The sequence below is a fragment of the Oceanotoga sp. genome, from assembly GCF_030445905.1.
GTDB lineage: Bacteria > Thermotogota > Thermotogae > Petrotogales > Petrotogaceae > Oceanotoga > Oceanotoga teriensis.
In genome coordinates, this window is record NZ_JASUSU010000055.1 from 1 (window position 1) to 19,135 (window position 19,135).

The 19,135-nt window shown below is 25.8% G+C and carries 17 protein-coding genes; 4 read left to right on the forward strand and 13 right to left on the reverse strand.

What is annotated here, in order from left to right:
* The first annotated feature begins 120 nt into the window (after positions 1–120).
* The 4 genes from PWP28_RS12380 to rsmD all read left to right on the forward strand — a co-directional run bounded on the left by PWP28_RS12380 (position 121) and on the right by rsmD (position 6,773).
* Positions 121–2,742: an O-antigen ligase family protein gene (locus PWP28_RS12380; protein ID WP_308644859.1), complete on the forward strand. Its 2,622-nt coding sequence runs from the start codon at positions 121–123 to the stop codon at positions 2,740–2,742.
* Positions 2,743–2,995: 253 nt separating this feature from the next.
* Entirely contained in the window at positions 2,996–3,877 is an 882-nt protein-coding gene (locus PWP28_RS12385; RefSeq protein WP_308644860.1) for a DegV family protein, read from the forward strand.
* Positions 3,874–6,210 carry an ATP-dependent DNA helicase RecG gene (gene recG, locus PWP28_RS12390; protein ID WP_308644861.1) on the forward strand — a complete coding sequence of 779 codons (2,337 nt, stop codon included), beginning with the start codon at positions 3,874–3,876 and terminating at the stop codon, positions 6,208–6,210. Before PWP28_RS12385 ends, recG begins: the two co-directional genes overlap by 4 nt.
* A gap of 11 nt (positions 6,211–6,221) precedes the next feature.
* Positions 6,222–6,773, forward strand: coding sequence for a 16S rRNA (guanine(966)-N(2))-methyltransferase RsmD (gene rsmD / locus PWP28_RS12395; protein ID WP_109603593.1), 552 nt, complete (start codon positions 6,222–6,224; stop codon positions 6,771–6,773).
* Positions 6,774–6,782: 9 nt separating this feature from the next.
* Here the strand turns inward: rsmD and PWP28_RS12400 are convergent, their stop codons facing one another.
* Genes PWP28_RS12400 through PWP28_RS12460 form a run of 13 tightly spaced genes read right to left on the reverse strand, consistent with a single transcriptional unit; the run spans position 6,783 to position 19,029 of the window.
* Positions 6,783–8,141, reverse strand: coding sequence for an N-acetylmuramoyl-L-alanine amidase (locus PWP28_RS12400; RefSeq protein WP_109603594.1), 1,359 nt, complete (start codon positions 8,139–8,141; stop codon positions 6,783–6,785).
* A gap of 22 nt (positions 8,142–8,163) precedes the next feature.
* On the reverse strand, positions 8,164–8,475 hold the full coding sequence (locus tag PWP28_RS12405; protein ID WP_109603595.1) for a LysM domain-containing protein: 312 nt from the start codon (positions 8,473–8,475) through the stop codon (positions 8,164–8,166).
* Positions 8,475–9,515, reverse strand: a complete 1,041-nt coding sequence (locus tag PWP28_RS12410) for a chemotaxis response regulator protein-glutamate methylesterase (protein ID WP_109603596.1) — start codon at positions 9,513–9,515, stop codon at positions 8,475–8,477. Before PWP28_RS12410 ends, PWP28_RS12405 begins: the two co-directional genes overlap by 1 nt.
* Positions 9,516–9,519: 4 nt before the next feature.
* A complete protein-coding gene (locus PWP28_RS12415) occupies positions 9,520–9,942 on the reverse strand; it encodes a diacylglycerol kinase family protein (RefSeq protein ID WP_109603597.1) in 423 nt (140 codons plus the stop codon).
* Positions 9,943–10,557, reverse strand: a complete 615-nt coding sequence (locus PWP28_RS12420; RefSeq protein WP_240597461.1) for a 2-oxoacid:acceptor oxidoreductase family protein — start codon at positions 10,555–10,557, stop codon at positions 9,943–9,945.
* On the reverse strand, positions 10,554–11,381 hold the full coding sequence (locus tag PWP28_RS12425; RefSeq protein ID WP_109603598.1) for a 2-oxoacid:ferredoxin oxidoreductase subunit beta: 828 nt from the start codon (positions 11,379–11,381) through the stop codon (positions 10,554–10,556). Before PWP28_RS12425 ends, PWP28_RS12420 begins: the two co-directional genes overlap by 4 nt.
* A gap of 36 nt (positions 11,382–11,417) precedes the next feature.
* Positions 11,418–11,924: a dCMP deaminase family protein gene (locus PWP28_RS12430; RefSeq protein WP_308644862.1), complete on the reverse strand. Its 507-nt coding sequence runs from the start codon at positions 11,922–11,924 to the stop codon at positions 11,418–11,420.
* 1 nt (position 11,925) lies between these two features.
* Positions 11,926–13,056, reverse strand: coding sequence for a radical SAM family heme chaperone HemW (gene hemW, locus PWP28_RS12435; RefSeq protein WP_308644863.1), 1,131 nt, complete (start codon positions 13,054–13,056; stop codon positions 11,926–11,928).
* Positions 13,046–13,843: a hypothetical protein gene (locus tag PWP28_RS12440; protein ID WP_109603601.1), complete on the reverse strand. Its 798-nt coding sequence runs from the start codon at positions 13,841–13,843 to the stop codon at positions 13,046–13,048. The genes hemW and PWP28_RS12440 overlap by 11 nt, the downstream gene beginning before the upstream one ends.
* Positions 13,844–13,889: 46 nt before the next feature.
* A complete protein-coding gene (gatB, locus tag PWP28_RS12445) occupies positions 13,890–15,320 on the reverse strand; it encodes an Asp-tRNA(Asn)/Glu-tRNA(Gln) amidotransferase subunit GatB (RefSeq protein WP_170110808.1) in 1,431 nt (476 codons plus the stop codon).
* Positions 15,317–16,660 (reverse strand): Asp-tRNA(Asn)/Glu-tRNA(Gln) amidotransferase subunit GatA, encoded by a 1,344-nt coding sequence (gene gatA, locus PWP28_RS12450; RefSeq protein ID WP_308644864.1) that lies wholly within the window; start codon positions 16,658–16,660, stop codon positions 15,317–15,319. The genes gatB and gatA overlap by 4 nt, the downstream gene beginning before the upstream one ends.
* On the reverse strand, positions 16,653–17,528 hold the full coding sequence (locus tag PWP28_RS12455; RefSeq protein WP_109603604.1) for an Hsp33 family molecular chaperone HslO: 876 nt from the start codon (positions 17,526–17,528) through the stop codon (positions 16,653–16,655). The genes gatA and PWP28_RS12455 overlap by 8 nt, the downstream gene beginning before the upstream one ends.
* A gap of 1 nt (position 17,529) precedes the next feature.
* Positions 17,530–19,029 (reverse strand): HD domain-containing protein, encoded by a 1,500-nt coding sequence (locus PWP28_RS12460; protein WP_109603605.1) that lies wholly within the window; start codon positions 19,027–19,029, stop codon positions 17,530–17,532.
* Positions 19,030–19,135: the final 106 nt, after the last annotated feature.

Below are 19,135 nucleotides of genomic sequence, written 5' to 3' on the forward strand. Positions count from 1 at the left end.
ACAATTTAATTATAACCTATGGAGGTAAATATCCCTTTTAACATCGTTTAAAATTACTTTAAATAAACGTTTTTAGAATTTAGAAAGATACTATAAAAAAATAAATTAGGAGGGTTTGTTTTGCAAAATTTAAAAAAAGATAAAGAAATATCAATATTTATTTTAATGATATTATTAATACCATTTTTAATGATTCCAAATTTTGTTTACGAATTTTCAACTCAAAAAAACTTAGTCTTCAGTGTATTTTCATTTATATTATTTTCATATTTTATATTTAAAAAAAATGATGAAAAATTAAACTTTTCATATACTCATTTATTCTTCTTACTATTTGGATTCTCTTCTTTATTATCTTTAATATCAGTACAAATTCAAAACCCTTCATACATAAATTATTCTTTAAATGTATCTTTATATATATTTGTAATAATAGGAATTTCATTATCTATAACAAATTCATTTGGAAAAAACTTTAAATATATTGAATACGCTTTGATGGCTTTTATAATAACTGGTACAATACTTGCAATAGATGGATTATTAAATAAATTTTTAGGATTTGACTTATTTTTTGGTAAAATAGGAGATCCTTCACAAAGAATAACCTTAAGAACAACTATAGGTAATCCTAATTTTGTATCAGATTATTTAGCTCAAACAATACCACTATCAATATATTTTATATTAAAACCAAATTCAAAATTATATCAAAAAATATATTTATACATAAATATATTTTTATCTTTTTGGGTAGTTTTATTTGCCCAAACGAGATCTGTATATTTGGGATTCACTGTAGGTTTAATATTTTTCATTTTATCACTATTAATATCTAAAAAAGATCTTGATTATAAAAAATATTTAATTAGTAAAGATTTCTGGATCAAAATATTTTTACTGATATTCATTTTAGTATTTCTATTTATAATGTTTAATACAAATACTATGTTTAATAAATCTGGTGAAGTAAATGCCATCTCAAGATTTTCAGCAATGTCTTCAAAATCATCTTGGGATGAAAGAAATCTTTCTTGGATGGTTTCTATTGAACAATTTAAAGATAAAGATTATCCTCTCAATAAAATTATAGGTGGAGGAATAGGTACATATCCAGTATATTCAATAAAATATATGGAAGAAATACAAGCTAAAAATCCTGAAAAATACTATTATGCTTGGAACAATTTTAAAAGGGCCCACAATGATTATTTACAAGTCCTTGGAGAAACCGGATTATTGGGGATAATATCCATTTCTTTATTGATAATTACTCTTTTAATGAGATACTTTAAAATTTTAAGATCTGATATTGAATTTGAAAAAAAGATCATGATTTCACTTTTTGGTTGGATAGCAAGTATAATAATAATACATGCTGCAACTGAATTTGCTTTACATATGCAACCAAATATATTAATAGCTCTTTTTATATTCTCAATAGCAATGTCAAAACAATTCAGCAATTCAAATAAAATACTAAAATTTAATCCAAAAATTATATATACCATATTAGTAATAATAACCGCATTTTCAGTATTTTTCAAATATAAAGATACCATGTCTGAAGCATATTTTAAACTTGGAGATGCCGAAAACACGAAAATGAATTACTATATAGAAATTTACCAATCTCAAATTCCACAGCAAATAACTCAATATGAAAATGAAATAAAAAAAGGACAAGACTATATAAAAAATATGAATCCTTTTTCTTCAGAATTTAATTCTTTAAAAAAACAAATTGATGAATTAAATGAAGGTTTAAAAAAATATAAAAACTTACAAATCGAGTACAAAGAAAAAGCTCATCAATCTTATAAAAAAGCTTTTGAGTACTTTTTAAAATCATTAGATTTTAATAATAATTTTGGAAAATCTCAATTTTATCTTGCTCAACTATTTTCTGTTTCAGAATTTAGATTAGAAGAAATATTAAATACAAAAGATTTAAATGATATATTTGAAGGAAATACTTCTGAATATAAATATATTGTAAAAGACTTTAAAGGTCAAGAAGATCTTTTTCCAATATCAAATCCTATAAGAAAAGATGTTTCTAATCTATATAATATTTCTACAACAGCTAATGAAAAAAATATATTATTAAATATCCAGATGTTTTATGATCAAATAAATTATTTAGAAAGTGCTTTTTTATCATTTAATGAAAAAAATTCTTATAGATTAATATCAAAATTATATTATAATATAATAAAATTATATGATAACATAGAAAAAAACACAAATAATGAAAAATTGAAAATTGAACTACAAAATAAGATAAAGGAAGATTATAAAAATTTTATTTATTGGAATGAAAAATCAATTTCTATAATTCCGGGTGGCTGGAATAGATTTCCGGAGTGGGAGAATGTATATTTTGAATACTCATATCTTTCAATAAATTTAATGGGTATAATACCAAGTGATGAAATACTTAATAATCTATACAATATATCTAAAAAAGAAGGAAAAGCGAATTATTATATGGCAAAAAAAGATAGAGGAATTCCAGACAAATCTTTAAAACTTTTTATAGAACTTTATTTACAAATACCAGATACTCAAATAAGAGAAGATATTACAAAAAATATAATAAATTCATATAATGATGTATATAATTTTTATAAAAGTAAAGAAGAAAAAAATGAAATAAAAAATTCTTATCTAGAAAGATATGAAAGCAGAATAAAAGAATTCTTAGATAATTATGAATATTTCAAAAGAAAAATCGGGTGATAAAAATATATAAAATTAGCATTTTTTTAATGTTATTTTCATTATTATGGTTTTTAATAGTTTTTGGTGTATATAATAAAATTTCATATTTAAATGATATTTCACAAGACAATTTCCTAAAATATTATATAGACTCTCAAAGCATATTAATTGCTAGAAAATATGTTTTAACTGATGAAATAGAATCTATAACATTAAACGGTTATAAAGTATATAGAAAAAACGGTAAACTTACCATTGAGGAGGAAAAATAATGTCTAAAGCAATAATGGTTGATTCCGGATGTGCCATGACAGATAAACAAATAGAAGATAATAATTTAGAATTTATGGGAATGAAAATAGTTATTGATGATAAAACTTTTACTGAAAATGAAGACATAAAAAAGGATGAATTTTATAAAATAATACAATCATCTGAAGAATTTCATACAACCCATCCTTCAATAGGAGAAATAGTTGAAAATTATAAAAAACTGAAAGAAAAAGGTTATACTGAAGTAATAGATATACATTTTTCTTCAAAAATGTCTGGATTGATAAACACTTGTCATATGGCAAAAGAAATGATTGAAGGACTAAATATTAAAATAATTGATACTGAAAATGTTTCTATTGGAGCAAACTTAGTAGCTATTAAATGTATAGAACTCATAAATTTAGGAAAAACTTATGAGGAAGTTTTAAATTTGTTACCTGAAATAAAAAAATCTTCATATATGCAATTTTCGGTTCCTACTTTAAAATATTTAATAAAAAATGGTAGAATAGGTAAAGCCCAAGGACTTGCTGGAACTCTATTAAACATAAAACCAATATTAGGTGTTGAAGATGGATTTATAGCCCCAATTGCGAAGGTAAGAGGTCTTAAAAAAATGTATAATACAATGGTAAATAACGCCATTGAGTTCATAAAGAAAAGACCTCATAATGTAAAAGTATACATAACTTATGGTGATGAAAAAAATATTGAACATATGAACACTGCATTTGAAATGTTTAATGAAGAACTCAAAAAAATAAATATTGAACCAAAAGAAATCATAAGAGGAAGACTATGGCCAACAATAGTTTGCCATAGTGGACCAGAAGTTGTAGGATTAGCTGTTTATGGAGAGGAAAAAGAAATAATATGAAACATGTAGAAGAAATTATAGAATCAATGGAATACATAATAACTTTAAAAGAAAAAAATATGAAAAACTGGGAAGAAATATTTCCCAGTTTTAATTCACTTGCAAGAGAATCCTACAAAGAATTAAAAAAATTTAATATGATTGAAGATATGAAAAAAATTCTATCCTATGTAAAACCTTTAAATATGCTTCCTCCAGAAAGACAAACAAAAAGATTAAACAATTTAAAAACTTCTTTAATAGACTTAAAAAATAAGTATTTGATATCTCAAACAACCAATATTAAAGAAAATAAATTAAATTTATTCACAGATATAAAATATATAAAACATGTCGGTACTAAAAGAGGTAATTTATTAAAAAATTTAAACATAGAAAACATATATGATGCTCTTTATACTGCGCCAAGAGATTGGGAAGATAGAAGAAAAGTGAAAACTATTTATAATATATCAGATGGTGAAACAGCTTTAATTGTTGGGAAAGTAGCAAATATGGATGAAGTAAATATAAATAAAGGTTTAAAAATAATAAATTTTTCCATAAACGATGGAACTGGAATAATGACAATATCTTTTTTTAATCAAGATTATATAAAAAACTACTTAAAAAAAGATACCATATGTGCTTTTTATGGAAAGGCTGAATATAACTTCGGACAAAAACAAATGAAGAGTCCCGATTTTCAAATACTTGAAAATAAAAATAATTTACAAAATAAGATAATACCTATATATCCTTTAACTTCAGGTATATCTCAAAATATAATGAGAAAAATAATGAAACAAATAAATCCTCAAATATATTATCTTGAAGAATTTTTACCTGATAAATTTATAAAAACATTTAATCTTTTAAATATAAATCAAAGATTAACAGGAATACATGAACCAAAAAGTTCTTATCATATAAAAAAATCTCTAATAACTTTTAAATATGAAGAAATATTTTTGTTTGAATATGCTATATTAAATTCTAAGAAAAAAATTAAAAAACATTTAAAAGGATACTCGAAGAATATTAATGGTGAATTATCAAAAATATATATTAACAATTTAAATTTTAAACTTACAAATGCTCAAAAACGTACTCATATAGAAATTAGAGAAGATATGAAAAAAGAATCTCCAATGAATCGATTATTACAAGGAGATGTTGGATCAGGTAAAACTGCGGTTGCTGAAATAAGCATAATAGATAATTTTGAAGCAGGCTTTCAATCTGCTTTAATGGTTCCAACTTCAGTGTTAGCAAAGCAACAATATCAAAAAATAAAATTAAACCTTGAAAAAATAAATATAAAAACTGAATTATTAATTGGTGAAACTAAAGAAAAAGAAAAAAAAGAAATAAAAGATAAATTAAAAAATGGTGAAATTGATTTAATAATCGGAACTCATGCAATAATACAAAATGATGTGGAATTTAAAAAATTAGGACTAATAATAATAGATGAACAACATAGATTTGGAGTAAATCAAAGATTATCTTTAATTCAAAAAGGATCATCTCCAGATATTCTTGTAATGACTGCAACTCCAATTCCAAGAACTTTAGCTTTAACTCTTTATGGTGATTTAGATGTAAGTATAATCGATGAAATGCCCTCAGGGAGGAAAAAAGTAAAAACTATTTTAAACAGCGACAATAATTTAAAAAACATATATGATTTTATAAAAGATGAATTAAAAAAAGAAAATCAAGCTTTTTTCATATATCCTTTAATAGAAGAATCTGAAGCTATAGATTTAAAAAATGCAAAAGATATGCATGAACAAATATCAAAGATTTTTTCAGATTATAATGTAGGACTTCTCCATGGAAAGATGAAATCGGTTGAAAAAAATGAAATCATGGAAAAATTTTCAAAAAAAGAAATAAATATACTCGTATCAACCACAGTAATAGAAGTTGGAGTTGATATCCCTGATGCAACAGTTATGGTTATAGAACATGCTGATAGATTTGGTTTATCTCAATTACATCAATTAAGAGGAAGAGTTGGAAGAAGTAGTAAACAATCTTATTGTTTTTTAACAACATCTTCAAACATTTCAAAAGAAACAAAAACAAAATTAACTCAATTTTCAGCTAACAATGATGGTTTTAAAGTATCTGAAATAGACTTAAAATGGAGAGGTCCTGGAAAATTTTTTGGAACTCAGCAACATGGTATACCTGATTTTAAATTCATAGATATAACAGAAGATTTAAAAATAATAGAAGAAGTAAAAAAATATATTGAACAAGACAATATTCTTGATGATAAAAAAATAATTCAAGAAATAAAGATGAGATTTAAAAACTCAACAGAATTAATAAAGGCAATTTGAGGTGTAAAAAAATGCTAAAAATAGAAACTGGATATTTAAAAGGTAGTTCATTTGATACGGTTCCTTCGAAAAAAACTCGATACACGCCTTCACAATTGAGAAGAACTCTAATAAATATATTTGAAATATCTGATTATAATTTATTGGAAGTATTTGGTGGAAGTGGTTCTTTTTCATTTGAAGCTATAAGTAATTATGCTAAAAGTTCCACCATAATAGAACAATCATCTAAATCTGTAAATATCATAAAAAATAATTCAAAAAAACTTGGTATAGAAAATGAGATAAATGTCATCAAAGGTGATTTTAGAACAATAATTCCCGAACTAAAAAAAAACAATCAAAAATATGATATGATATTTGCAGATCCACCATTTAATCTTGGTTTTGTAGAAGAATTTTTAAAAGTAATAGACAATAATTCTGAAATTTTAATAGATGGTGCTTATATCATAATAGAAAAATCTAAAAGAGAAAATTATAATTATACACCTTTAAATTTAGAATTAGACGAAATTAGAAACTATGGAGATATTGATTTATTAATATATTTTAGAAAATAAGAGGCCATTTTAATTGGCCTCTTTTATATTGAAATAATCTAATATTGATTTTTTTATAATTTCAGCAAAATCATCTACATAATCTCCATTTAAAAATTTCTTTTCTACATCTGGATTACTCAAAAATTCAAGTTCAAATAAAACTGCAGGTGATCTTGTATAAGACAAGACAGCATAAGTTTCTGGTTTAGTTCCTCTACTCTTAAAATCTTTATCCAATAAATTATTTTCTAATTCAATTGCAAATTTTTTACTTTCTTTTATAGAATCTTTTTTTACCGATACCCAATCATCTATGGTTGCTTTATCTTTCTTTGAATCATATTTCATTTTCCAAGTTATAAGACTTCTATACTTAGCACTGGAAAAATCATAATAATAAACTTCACTTCCCCTAACCGAAGGAATGTCTGGAAAAGAATTTAAATGAATGCTTAAAAATAAGTCAGCATTTTTATCATTAGAATAAGCTGCCCTTTCATAGAGACCAATATATTCATCTTTTTCTCTTGTTAAATATACATCTATATCATATTCTGCAAGCAAATTTAAAACTTCTTTTGCAACTTTTAAAGTAAAATCTTTTTCTTTTGTTGAATTTGGCCCTATCATTCCAGGATCCCATCCTCCATGTCCTGGATCTATTACAAGAACCGGCATATCAACTTCATCAAATTTAAATTCCATAACAATTTTTTTATCTTTGATAGTTTTTTTCATTTTAGCTTTACTTCTAAAAAGTATTTTTACCCAAACTTCAGTCTGAGAATAATGATAAGCTTTAATATATCTTATTTTAGAATTAAATTCTTTATAATAATAAGAATTTGGAAGTTCTGCTCCCTTAATTTTAATAAGATATCCCATAGAATTAACCAATGAATATACTTCAACAATGGCTTCCTCAGAAAGATCAATTTCTGTTTTTGCGGTATCTTCAGTAAAATAAGTATTTATAGAATTTATATTTGATAAAGGAATATTTAAATAATAAGCAACAGAAGACTCTAATAATTCTAAGTTTAAAAGTTTTGAAATTATATTCGCTGTGGTATAAATATTATTTTCATTTACTATAAATTCTTCATCATTAATCTTTATAACCTCATCTTGATCTACAACTGCAACTTTTTCATTTAAAAATATAAAAGTTTTAGATTTTTCAGATTTGAGATAAATTAAAGAATCGTTTTCAATTTTAAATTCTTTGTTTAATTTATGAGCTATATATTTAAAATCAATATAAGTAATTCCATTTTGTTCAAAATAATACTCATTTTCCATAGGTCTCCATTGTAAAAAAACATTTTTTGAAAACATAAATGTTCCAATAATAATTAATAAAATAGTTAAAAATAATCTTTTCATTAAATCACCTATATATTAAGGTTTATTTTACTTCGAAATCAACTATATCATAAGGTATTCTAATAATCTGACCTATATAAATTTTAGAAGAATCTTCTATTTTATTATAAATCATAATATCTTGTATTTTTGTAAAAAAATTATTAGATATAGAAAGTAATGTATCACCAGATTTAATTTCATATTCAAAATAATCCTTAGTTTTTTCTAAAAGATTTAGAGAAATAAAATCTTCACTTTCAAAATTTTCACTAATGTAAAAAATTTGATTGAAATCATTTGAAAAGCCACTCAAAAAAACAGCTATAAAAATAATAATAAAACATTTTTTCATCAATTACCCTCCAAAATATCTACAACTTTCTGAGCAATTTTATCATTTGCTAAAACATAATCAGCATAACCATCTTCAACAACCGCCTTAGGCATTCCATATACTACACAGGTTTCTTTAGCTTCAGCAATTACTTTACCGCCTAAATGGTTTATCTTAAAAGCTCCTTTTGCACCATCTCTTCCCATACCTGTAAGTACAACACATATAGAATTAGATTTAAAAATTTCTGCAGCAAGATCAAATGTAAAATCTGCAGCCGGTCTAACATTATTTATCTTATCCGATGAATCCAAAAATAATTTAACACTATTAAACTCTTTTTTTAACCCAAGATGAAAATTACCAGGAGCAATATATACATGATTTTTTTCTAAAATATCTCCTTCTTCAGCTTCTTTAACTGTTAATTCTGAAATTCTATTCAATCTATCGGCAAGAGATTTTGTAAATCCTGCCGGCATATGTTGAACAACAACAACGGGAATATTTAAATTACCTGGCAAAACAGGAATAACTTTATCAAGAGATCTTGGACCACCAGTTGAACTTGCGATAAGAAGTATTTTATCTTTAGATAAATTTTTAGTCGTTGTTATTTTTTTAGTTGGCCTACTCTGAATTTTTAAATTATCCACAGAAATTTTAAACACATCATTAATCTTTTTTAATAAATCATCTTGTACCTGTCTAAATGTCCATGATGTACTTCCTGCAGGTTTCTGAATAAAATCAACAGCACCATTTTCCAGACATTCTATTGTAATAGAAGCCCCTTCTGAAGTAAGACTACTAACCATAATAACTCTTGTTGGATACTTTTTCATTATTATTTTTAATGCTTCGAGACCATTTAACTTAGGCATTTCAACATCTAATGTAATTATATCTGGTTTTAAATTCACTGCTTTTTCTACAGCCTCAAGTCCATCTCTGGCCATACCAATTACCTTCATGTTTGGTTGTTTATCAATTATATCTTTTAAAACCATTCTCATAAAAGCAGAATCATCAACTATAAGAACCTTAATTTTATCCATATTGCTACCTCCTCTTAGAAAAAAGAACAATAATGACCAGGAAAATTATCGCTATAATTATACCATATTTTGGACTCAAGTTGAAAATAGCCCTTCCAAAAATAATTACACCAATCACAACAGAAAATACGGCTGCAATTAAAACTATTGCAGCCGATATATCTTTTATTTTTCCGACTATATGATTATATTCAGGATTTATAAAATCCATTATCTTTTCAATTACCGTATTTAAACTTTCCATTAATAAAACGATCATAACAGCAAAAGCTATCCATAAAAATTCTATACCAGTTAAATTCAAAAAAAGAGAAATAAATAAAACTAAAAGTCCTATAAATATTTGAATTCTAAAATTATTTTGAGTGTTAAAAATTTCTGATAAACCTTTAGCTGCATATTTCACGCTATTAATAAATCTTTTCAATTATTCATATCCTCTTCCCAGTCTCGTCACTAAATGTTTATTTTTCAACTTATAAGTCTTATCTATAGAATTATATCCTAATTTCAAAGCACTTTCATCGAGTTCATGATAACTTTCTTTTACATTTTCTTTCATAGTTTCGATTAAAGCATCTATAGAAACTATATTTGTAACTTTTGCAAGCATACCTAATCCTACCATATTAGCAACATTTAAATGTTTTAATTCAGTATAAGCAAGTTTAGAAGGTGAAACTTTTAATATTTTTTTTGTTATTCTATTAGCAGTTTGTGGAATTTGATTTACAAATTCATCATCATAAAAAACAACTCCATTTTTCTTCAAAAATTGAAGATGAGGAAGCCCAAGTTCATGCATTATATAAATGACATCAAAAGTATCTGATTTCGGATAATCTATCTGTTCTTCATCAAATAAAACATCACAATAAGCCAATCCGCCTCTAACCTGTGCTCCAAAATGTTGAGTTTGAACAACCCAATACCCTTCTTTCATCAAAGCTTGCGCTAAGACCATTCCCATCAAAATATTACCTTGACCTGCTTCACCTGAAAATCTTATTGCTTTTGGAGTTGAAATAGAAAGATTCATCATTTAACACCTCCATTAACAACAGATTCTCTCATCTTCTCATAATATTCAAGATACCCTGCTTTATCTTCGTTTATAAATTCACCCATCACAATTTTTCCTTTTAATTCTTCTTTTGACATATCTTTAGATTTTGAAATAGAAATAGTATTATCTTTAAAATACTGATGAAGTTGAGCAGGTTTAGGCATACTATTATATCTTCCAAAATAAGTATGACAATTACTTATTACTTCAATAATAGAAATACCTTTATGTTTGATTCCTTTTTCAATAAATTTAGCAGTTTGTAAAAAATGATAGACGGTAGATCTTGCAACATATGTTGCACCAGAAGCAATTGCGAGTTGTACAGGATCAAATTGATTCTCAATATTTCCATAAGGTGCGGTTGATGCCAAAGAATCACTCGGGGTTGTAGGAGAATATTGACCACCTGTCATTCCGTAGATAGAATTATTAAATATAACCACAGTTATATCAAGATTTCTTCTACAAGCATGAATAAAATGATTACCACCAATAGCAAGCATATCTCCATCTCCACCCATAACAATAACATCAAGATCCGGTCTTGCTAATTTAACACCAGTAGCAAAAGCAATTGATCTACCATGTAAAGTATGCATAGTATTAAAATCGAGATAACCTGTTACCCTTGAAGAACAACCTATTCCCGATACAACGGCAACTTTATTCTTGTCCAATCCAAGATTATTTGCCGCTTCTAAAAAAGATTTCATAACTATACCATTACCACAGCCAGGACACCATACATGTGTCATTCTGTCTTTTCTCAAATAGTTAAAGTATTTTTCTGATGGCATTGATGCACCTCCAATTATTTTATTTGAAAAAAGAAATTAATTCATTATCTTAGTTTCAATATTACATTTCTTAAAAAATAATTTCGTCAAATTATCTGGATAAGGATTTTTAAAAACAACTTTTCCTATTCCAGCATTTATTATAAGCCTTGCACAAACAGAACAAGGTTGATGAGTTACATATATTATAGAATTATCTGTTTTAATACCAAATTTAGCAGCTTGCATCAAAGCATTTTGTTCAGCATGCAAACCGAAACATACTTCTTGATGTTCTCCGCTCTTTATTTCAAGTGCATCTCTTATACACCCTATATCTTTACAATGAGGAAATCCTGAAGGAGGCTGATTATAACCTGTTGCTAAAATTCTTTTATCTTTAACAATAATAGCCCCAACTTGTCTGTGTAAACAACTCGATCTTTCACTTACCAAAAAAGAAACTCTCATAAAATAATCATCCCAAGATTCTCTTGGACTTTTTATTACATTTTCAAAATCAATACTCTCAAGATATTTTGATACTCTATCTTTTAATTCCATTCTATTCCTCCATTTCTACTATCTTCAAAAATACATATCTGGAATGATTAAAACCATTTTCATTTAATTTTAATTTCTCATTTTTATCAAAAAAAGCAGAAAAATTTCCAATCAAATAATCTATGTATTTGTCAACATCTATACATTCATAACGCTTTTTTAATTCTCGTAAATCAATTCCTTCAAATAAGCGTAATCCCATAAATAAAGTCTCTTTAAAATCATCAAAAAAACTATTTTTGACTGAATATTCTTCAGGAAGTTCATCAGAATTTAATTTATTCATATACCGTGAAATATTTTTCTCATTTACATATCTGTTTCTATTATAATACCCACCAGCAGAAATGCCAAATCCGATATAATTCAAATTTCGCCAATAAAACTTATTATGATACGACTCTTTGTCAAAAATTGCCCAGCTTGAAATCTCATAACGTTTATAATCAAATTCATTTAATTTTGAATATATAAAATCAAGCCCCTCATCAAAAAAATCATCCTCTGGCATTAAAAATTTTTGTTTCATTTTTTCTAATAAAGAATCATGATCGCTATCATAAACATAATAAGAAATATGTTCTGGTCTATGTAACTTTATAAAATTTAAATTACTTTTAACTACCTTCAAATTATCTTCTGGTAAACCCATTATAAAATCAAAACTTATATTATCAAAAAAATTTCTCAATAAATAAATATTATCAGATATGGTTTCTGGGTAATAAGGTCTATTAACTAATTTCAAAATATTTTTATCAACACTCTGAACTCCTAAAGAAATTCTATTTATACCAGCTGATTTATATACTTCTAAATCTTTCTCATTCAAAATACCAGGATTCATTTCCATAGTAATTTCTTCAAAAGTTCCAAAAAAATTATCTTTTAAAAAATCCATTACTTCTTTAATATAAAACGATTTTACATAATTTGGTGTACCACCACCAAAATAAACCGTTTTAATAGAATTTTTCAATAGAAAATTTTTTCTTAACAAAATTTCTTTTTTTAAACAATTAAAATACTCTTTTTGCATTGATATATTTGTAGTAGATGGATAATCACAATATAAACATTTTGATTTACAAAATGGAATATGAAAATAAAGCGCCAGATCATTAGAGTTCAAAAAATATTCCTCCTCCATTTGAAGAAAAATAAATTATTAATGGTAAATCAAAATCTTTATCTATTAAATAAATTTCATAGTCCAGAGGCTCTTTAAAAACGGCATTTAAAGAAATTTCAAAATCATGGTTTAAAAATTCAAACCCATAATAACTAAATATATATGGATATATATTTAAATTATTTATTCCAAAACCTATTCCTAAAAAATTTGTGTAATATTTATCCAAAGTATCTATTTTAATACCACTTACAAAAGTATCGTTTCTAAAGCCTAAAGTAATTGGTAATTTAAAATATTTATCTGAATACCCATCAAATCTATACGAATTTATTTCATCAAAAGATATTAAACTTAATCCACCTTTAAAATATCCAGGGACTAAAATTTTATTAAAACTGTATGAATATTCATGAAAACCACCAGTAAATACCTCTGTTCTTGAAAAACTATTACTCTTAATAATACCTAATAAATCATTAGAAGATCTCATTTCATATCCAAAAACAAAATTTGAATTATAAATTGGAATATTTAAAAAAGCCGAAAATAATCTTTCACCTGTCTTAATTTTGACCTCTCTAAAAAAAATTTTTTGTGTAATAAAAGATCTATGTAAATCATTGAAAGAAACTTTAGCATTAATATCTTTTAAATCTTCACTTCCAATACCAATATTAAAATAAAAATCATCTGAAGTACTTGGAATATTATATAAATTTATATTATACGAAGAAAAAGATAAAGATACAATGATTAAAAAAATACTAAAAAAAACTTTTTTCATATATATACCTCCTCAAAAGGCAAAACCGGGCTATAATACCCGGTCTTTATTTTAATAAGTCTAAAAATATTTCATTAACTTTTGAAGGATTGGCCTTTCCTTTTGTTTGTTTCATAACTTGCCCAACGAAAAAACCGAGTAAGTTGTTCTTACCATTTTTATATTTTTCAACATTTTTAGGATTAGCTTTTAAAATTTCTAAAGCCATTTTTTTCAATTCTTCATCATCATCAATCTGTTCAAGTCCTTTTTCTTTTACTATAATTGATGGCATTATTCCTTCAGAATAAACTTGTGGGAAAATATCTTTAGCTATTTTTGTAGATATTTTATTAGAATCCAAAAGATCCTTTAAATCTTTTAAATGTTCTGGTTTAAAGTTCAAATCATTTACTTCATCTTCATTTTCTTTCATAAGTCTTAAGATATCTCCTATAAACCAATTAGATACAAATTTTCCATCTTTTACAATTTCTACACATTCTTCATAAAAATCTGCAAATTCTTTATTAGAAGAAATAACATCTGCATCATATTCTGGAATATCATAATTTTCAACAAATCTTTTCGATTTTTGTTCGGGTAATTCAGGTAATCTATTTTTTACTTTTTCTATTCTATCTTTTTCAATCACTAAATAAGGTATATCTGGTTCTGGAAAATATCTATAATCGGCTTCTTCTTCTTTTGTTCTCATAGAAAATGTTGATTTAGTAGTTGCATCCCAACCTCTTGTTTCTTGAACCATATTCTCATTATTTTTTAAAACTTCTATTAATCTTTCTCTTTCGTATTCAAGAGCCTTTTCGACAAATTTAAAAGAATTTATATTTTTTATTTCAACTCTTTTTGATGATTTTCCAGTTTCTTCATCAATAATAGAAATATTAGCATCACATCTCAAAGCACCTTTTTCCATATCTCCAGAAGAAATATTAGCATATCTCAAAATATCTCTAAGTTTTTCCATAAATTCTCTTGCTTGAGAAGGGCTTTTTATATCTGGTTCTGTAACTATTTCTATTAAAGGTATACCAGCTCTATTATAATCAATCAATGATTCTTTAGCAGTTGAAATTTGATCTCCTTGATGAAGCATTTTTGCTGTATCTTCTTCCATATGTATTCTATTAATTCTAATTTTATCACCATCAATTTTTATATACGCATCACTTACAATGGGATAAAAATACTGTGTTATTTGATATCCTTTTGGGAGGTCTGGATAAAAATAATTTTTTCTATCAAATTTAGAAATTTCATTAATTTTTCCATTTAAAGCTAATCCAGCCATAATTGCTAAATCTACTGCTTCTTCATTTAATACCGGTAAAGAACCTGGTTGTCCAGAACAAATTGGACATACATTTTTATTAATTTCATTTTCAAAATGATCCGCTGAACATTTACAAAAAGCCTTTGTTTTAGTAAGTAATTGAGTATGAATTTCTAATCCTATAATAGTTTTATACATTATTCATCAGCTCCCAGCTTAAAAATTTGATTAGCAAACCCAAGAAGTTTCGCATCTTCAAGCCTTCTTCCCATAAACTGTATCCCAAATGAAAGATGATCTATATTTCCAAAAGGCACTGAAATAGCAGGAGTTCCAGCAAAATTAGCAGGTATAGTAAATATATCCATCAAATATCTATCAAGTGGAGAAAGCTTTTCATCAAATTTAGGTGGTAACACAGGAGCTGTTGGTGTTAAAATAAAATCATATTCTTTAAATATCTCTTCTATTTTTGTTTTTATTAAATTTCTAACTTTCATTGCTTTAGAAAAATATGCATCATAATAAGCAGAAGATAATGTAAAAGTTCCCATTAAAATTCTTCTCTTAACTTCTATACCGAAACCATTATTTCTAGTATTTTTATACATATCCGTTAAACCCTCTCCATCTATTCTATTTCCATATCTTGCCCCATCAAATCTTGAAAGATTTGATGATGCTTCAGACGGAGCTATAATATAATAAGCAGCAACAGAATATTCCATTTCTGGAATATCTACTATATCAATAGTTACTTTATTTGCTTTAATTTTATTAACAGCATTATCAAAAGCTTTTTTTACATTTTCATCTTGAATTTTATCATATACAATTGATGGAATAGCTATTTTTATATCAGAAAAATCTTTATTCAAATATTCCATAAGATTTTCTTCAAAAGATATAGTTGTTGAATCTTTTTCATCTTTACCTTTCATAATATCAGTAATCAAAGCTACATCAAAAACATCTTTAGCCAAAACACCGATTTGATCTAAAGATGAACCAAAAGCAGTTAATCCATATCTTGACAAAACTCCATAAGAAGGTTTAAATCCAACAACACCACAAAAAGAAGCCGGTTGTCTAACAGATCCTCCAGTATCAGAACCAAGTGCAAAAGGAACCATGCCACAAGAAACTGCTGCTGCAGACCCTCCAGAACTTCCACCAGAAACCCTGTTCAAATCAAGAGGATTTTTCACTGGTCCATAAACAGAATATTCATTTGTTCCGCCCATTGCAAACTCATCCATATTTGTTTTTCCTATAACAGAAAACCCTCTATTTATTAATCTTTCTACGACGGTTGCAGTATATACAGATCTATAATCTTTTAAAATTTTTGAAGAACAAGTCATAGATGTATTTAAAATATTTATATTATCTTTAACTAAAAAAGGTATACCATAATAATCTCCATTTGAATTTCCATAAACAATATCTTGAGAAATTACAGCATTAATATCTTCATTTTTATCTTCAATAATCTTTTTATAATCATCTATAACTTTTTTACCTTTTAAATCATTAAGCATTATCGGACCTCCTTTTAATGTTTATTACTTCATCTAAATCTTTAGAATTTATTTCATATTTCTTAGAACACCATGAACAATGAACTGCAAGTTCATTATCTTTTTTCATCTCTTCAAGTTCATCAAAATTAAAAGTTATTAAAGAATTTAAAACTTTTTCTTTTGAGCAATTACAAACAAAAGAGGAGTTTTTATATTCAATATAATCTGGATTTCCAAAAACTTTAATTATATCTTCAAGAGATTTTTTTCTTAATAATGAAGATATAGAATCCATATTTATAAAAGTTTTTTCAAAAAAAGCTATATCTTCATCTTTCATAGTTCTATCTAAAATCTGCAACATCAATCCTCCAGCTGAAACTATACCTTCTTTATCAGCAAAAACTCCCAAACTTACAGCTGAAGGAACTTGTTCAGATTGATTCATATAATAAGCTATATCTTCAGCAATTTCTCCATTTATTAAAGGCATATTAGAAACAACTGGTTTTTTTAATCCAAGATCTCTTATAACATTTAAAGAGCCATTTTTTAAAACTTTAGAAACATCAAATTTGCCATTTTCTTTAAATACTGCTTCCAATTTTTTATTTGAAATATAACCTTTAACTTCAAGATTTGAGTTCGATTGTGCAACTATATCTCCAACATCATCATTTGTTGAAATCATAAGAGTTACCCTCTCTTTTTCACTCATCCAACTTCCAAGTAAAATTGAAGCTGACAAAAGTCTTCCTAAAATTACAGAAGACATTGGAGAAAGATCATGCCTAATGACTGATTCTTTTACTATATCTGTAGAGTTTGTGCAAACTACTCTAACTCTATTATCAAAAAAACCTGCTTGTACGACATTATTTAACATGTTACCACCTCGTTGTAATCTTAACTTCAGATGCACTTGGAATAATTGAATATTTTTTTAATATTTCTCTATCATCTAATTTCATATATATTCTAACTATTTGAATCAAATTACTTTCCATAAGCTTATAAGCAGGATATTTTTCATAAACTTGTTCAAATGAAATAATATCTTCATTAATATCTTTTATATAAACATCACTCGCTAAAAATTCTTTAGGATGAACCAAAGATAATTTATAAGGAGAATCTATTTTAAATATCAAATCAAAATCTTCAAGAATTTTCCTAAGTATTTCTTTATCCTCTTTATCTATATCAAGATCTAAAGTTTTTTCAATATTTTCTTTGATGATATTCAATGAATTTTCAGCAACAGACATACTAACAACAGAAGGATCTACTCCAGTCATTGAAAAAGGAATTTCCATAACAAGTTTCCATAAATCTCTTTGTTTTAATCTCATAATTATTTCATGTGCATAAAAAATTTTATTCGATTTTTCCATAAGATTTGAATTCAAAGTTAAATCATATCTATCTTTTTCATATATAATATCATATAGAAATTCAAGTTCATTTATAATACTTGAATCTGTTAATTTTACAAATTTTTCAGGTGTTTCAACTCTCTCTTTAAGATCTAAAACATCATATGCAACTTTTAAAACTTCTTGAAGCATTTGATCTGCAGCTCTTGAAGTTTTATGAAAATAAACATTTTTATACATCATAAATCTTGAAAATAAAGAAGTATATATATCATCTATTACTTTTATAGAATAAACTATTTTTCCATTATTATGCATTCCTGAATTTCTTATAAGCCTATCAACAGCACCAGTACCAAAATGTCTTGTTCCTGCATAATATGAATCTCTTAAAACAAAATCAAGTCTATCAGCACCTAAAGGACCTTGAACTATGTTAAAATCAACACTTCCAGTATTTTCACCTTCAAAAACTTCTATTACAAGATTCATCAATTCATTTAATGCTTCATCGATATTATCATCGCAAACTTCTTTTTTTATAGTTAGGCTTAAATCTTTATAAAAATCATTTTTAGTTCTATGATCATTTATATTATAAAAACCTTTTTTTATATCTTCTATTAATTTCCCTTTTATTATTCTTTCTCTAAATTCATCATGGCCATCCTTATAACCCATCTTTTTATAAACAATATCATCAAATTGATGTGAATAAGGGCCATGACCAATATCATGAACCAATCCAGCAATTCTTAAAACTCTATATTTAGAATGATTTTCTGGGTAAAGATGTTTAGCATAAAGACCTGAAAGGTGCATTACTCCCAACGAATGTCCAAAACGGGTATGTGTTGCAGATGGATAAACATATTCCGCACCTGCAAGTTGGCTTAAATACCTAAGTCTTTGCATAGAAGGAGTATCAGTTATAACTATTTCTAATGGATATAAAAATATTTCAGAATGAATAGGATCTCTGGATACTTTATAATAAAGTTCATTATTCATAATAAACACTCCCTCTATAAAATACGCTTAAGTGAATATTTCATGATAATTCATAGAAATTAAAAAAAACAAAAAAATATAAAAGATAATAAATAATGAAAGAAAT

What these genes read in the sequence shown, in the direction of transcription:
- PWP28_RS12385 (WP_308644860.1), top strand. Translation starts at nt 2,996, where the DNA reads ATGTCTAAAGCAATAATGGTTGATTCCGGATGTGCCATGACAGATAAA.
- PWP28_RS12420 (WP_240597461.1), bottom strand. Translation starts at nt 10,557, where the DNA reads ATGATGAATCTTTCTATTTCAACTCCAAAAGCAATAAGATTTTCAGGT.
- PWP28_RS12430 (WP_308644862.1), bottom strand. Translation starts at nt 11,924, where the DNA reads ATGGAATTAAAAGATAGAGTATCAAAATATCTTGAGAGTATTGATTTT.
- PWP28_RS12400 (WP_109603594.1), bottom strand. Translation starts at nt 8,141, where the DNA reads ATGAAAAGATTATTTTTAACTATTTTATTAATTATTATTGGAACATTT.
- PWP28_RS12460 (WP_109603605.1), bottom strand. Translation starts at nt 19,029, where the DNA reads ATGAATAATGAACTTTATTATAAAGTATCCAGAGATCCTATTCATTCT.
- PWP28_RS12410 (WP_109603596.1), bottom strand. Translation starts at nt 9,515, where the DNA reads ATGGATAAAATTAAGGTTCTTATAGTTGATGATTCTGCTTTTATGAGA.
- PWP28_RS12440 (WP_109603601.1), bottom strand. Translation starts at nt 13,843, where the DNA reads ATGAAAAAAGTTTTTTTTAGTATTTTTTTAATCATTGTATCTTTATCT.
- gatA (WP_308644864.1), bottom strand. Translation starts at nt 16,660, where the DNA reads ATGCTTAATGATTTAAAAGGTAAAAAAGTTATAGATGATTATAAAAAG.
- PWP28_RS12405 (WP_109603595.1), bottom strand. Translation starts at nt 8,475, where the DNA reads ATGAAAAAATGTTTTATTATTATTTTTATAGCTGTTTTTTTGAGTGGC.
- rsmD (WP_109603593.1), top strand. Translation starts at nt 6,222, where the DNA reads ATGCTAAAAATAGAAACTGGATATTTAAAAGGTAGTTCATTTGATACG.
- PWP28_RS12425 (WP_109603598.1), bottom strand. Translation starts at nt 11,381, where the DNA reads ATGCCATCAGAAAAATACTTTAACTATTTGAGAAAAGACAGAATGACA.
- PWP28_RS12455 (WP_109603604.1), bottom strand. Translation starts at nt 17,528, where the DNA reads ATGTTAAATAATGTCGTACAAGCAGGTTTTTTTGATAATAGAGTTAGA.
- recG (WP_308644861.1), top strand. Translation starts at nt 3,874, where the DNA reads ATGAAACATGTAGAAGAAATTATAGAATCAATGGAATACATAATAACT.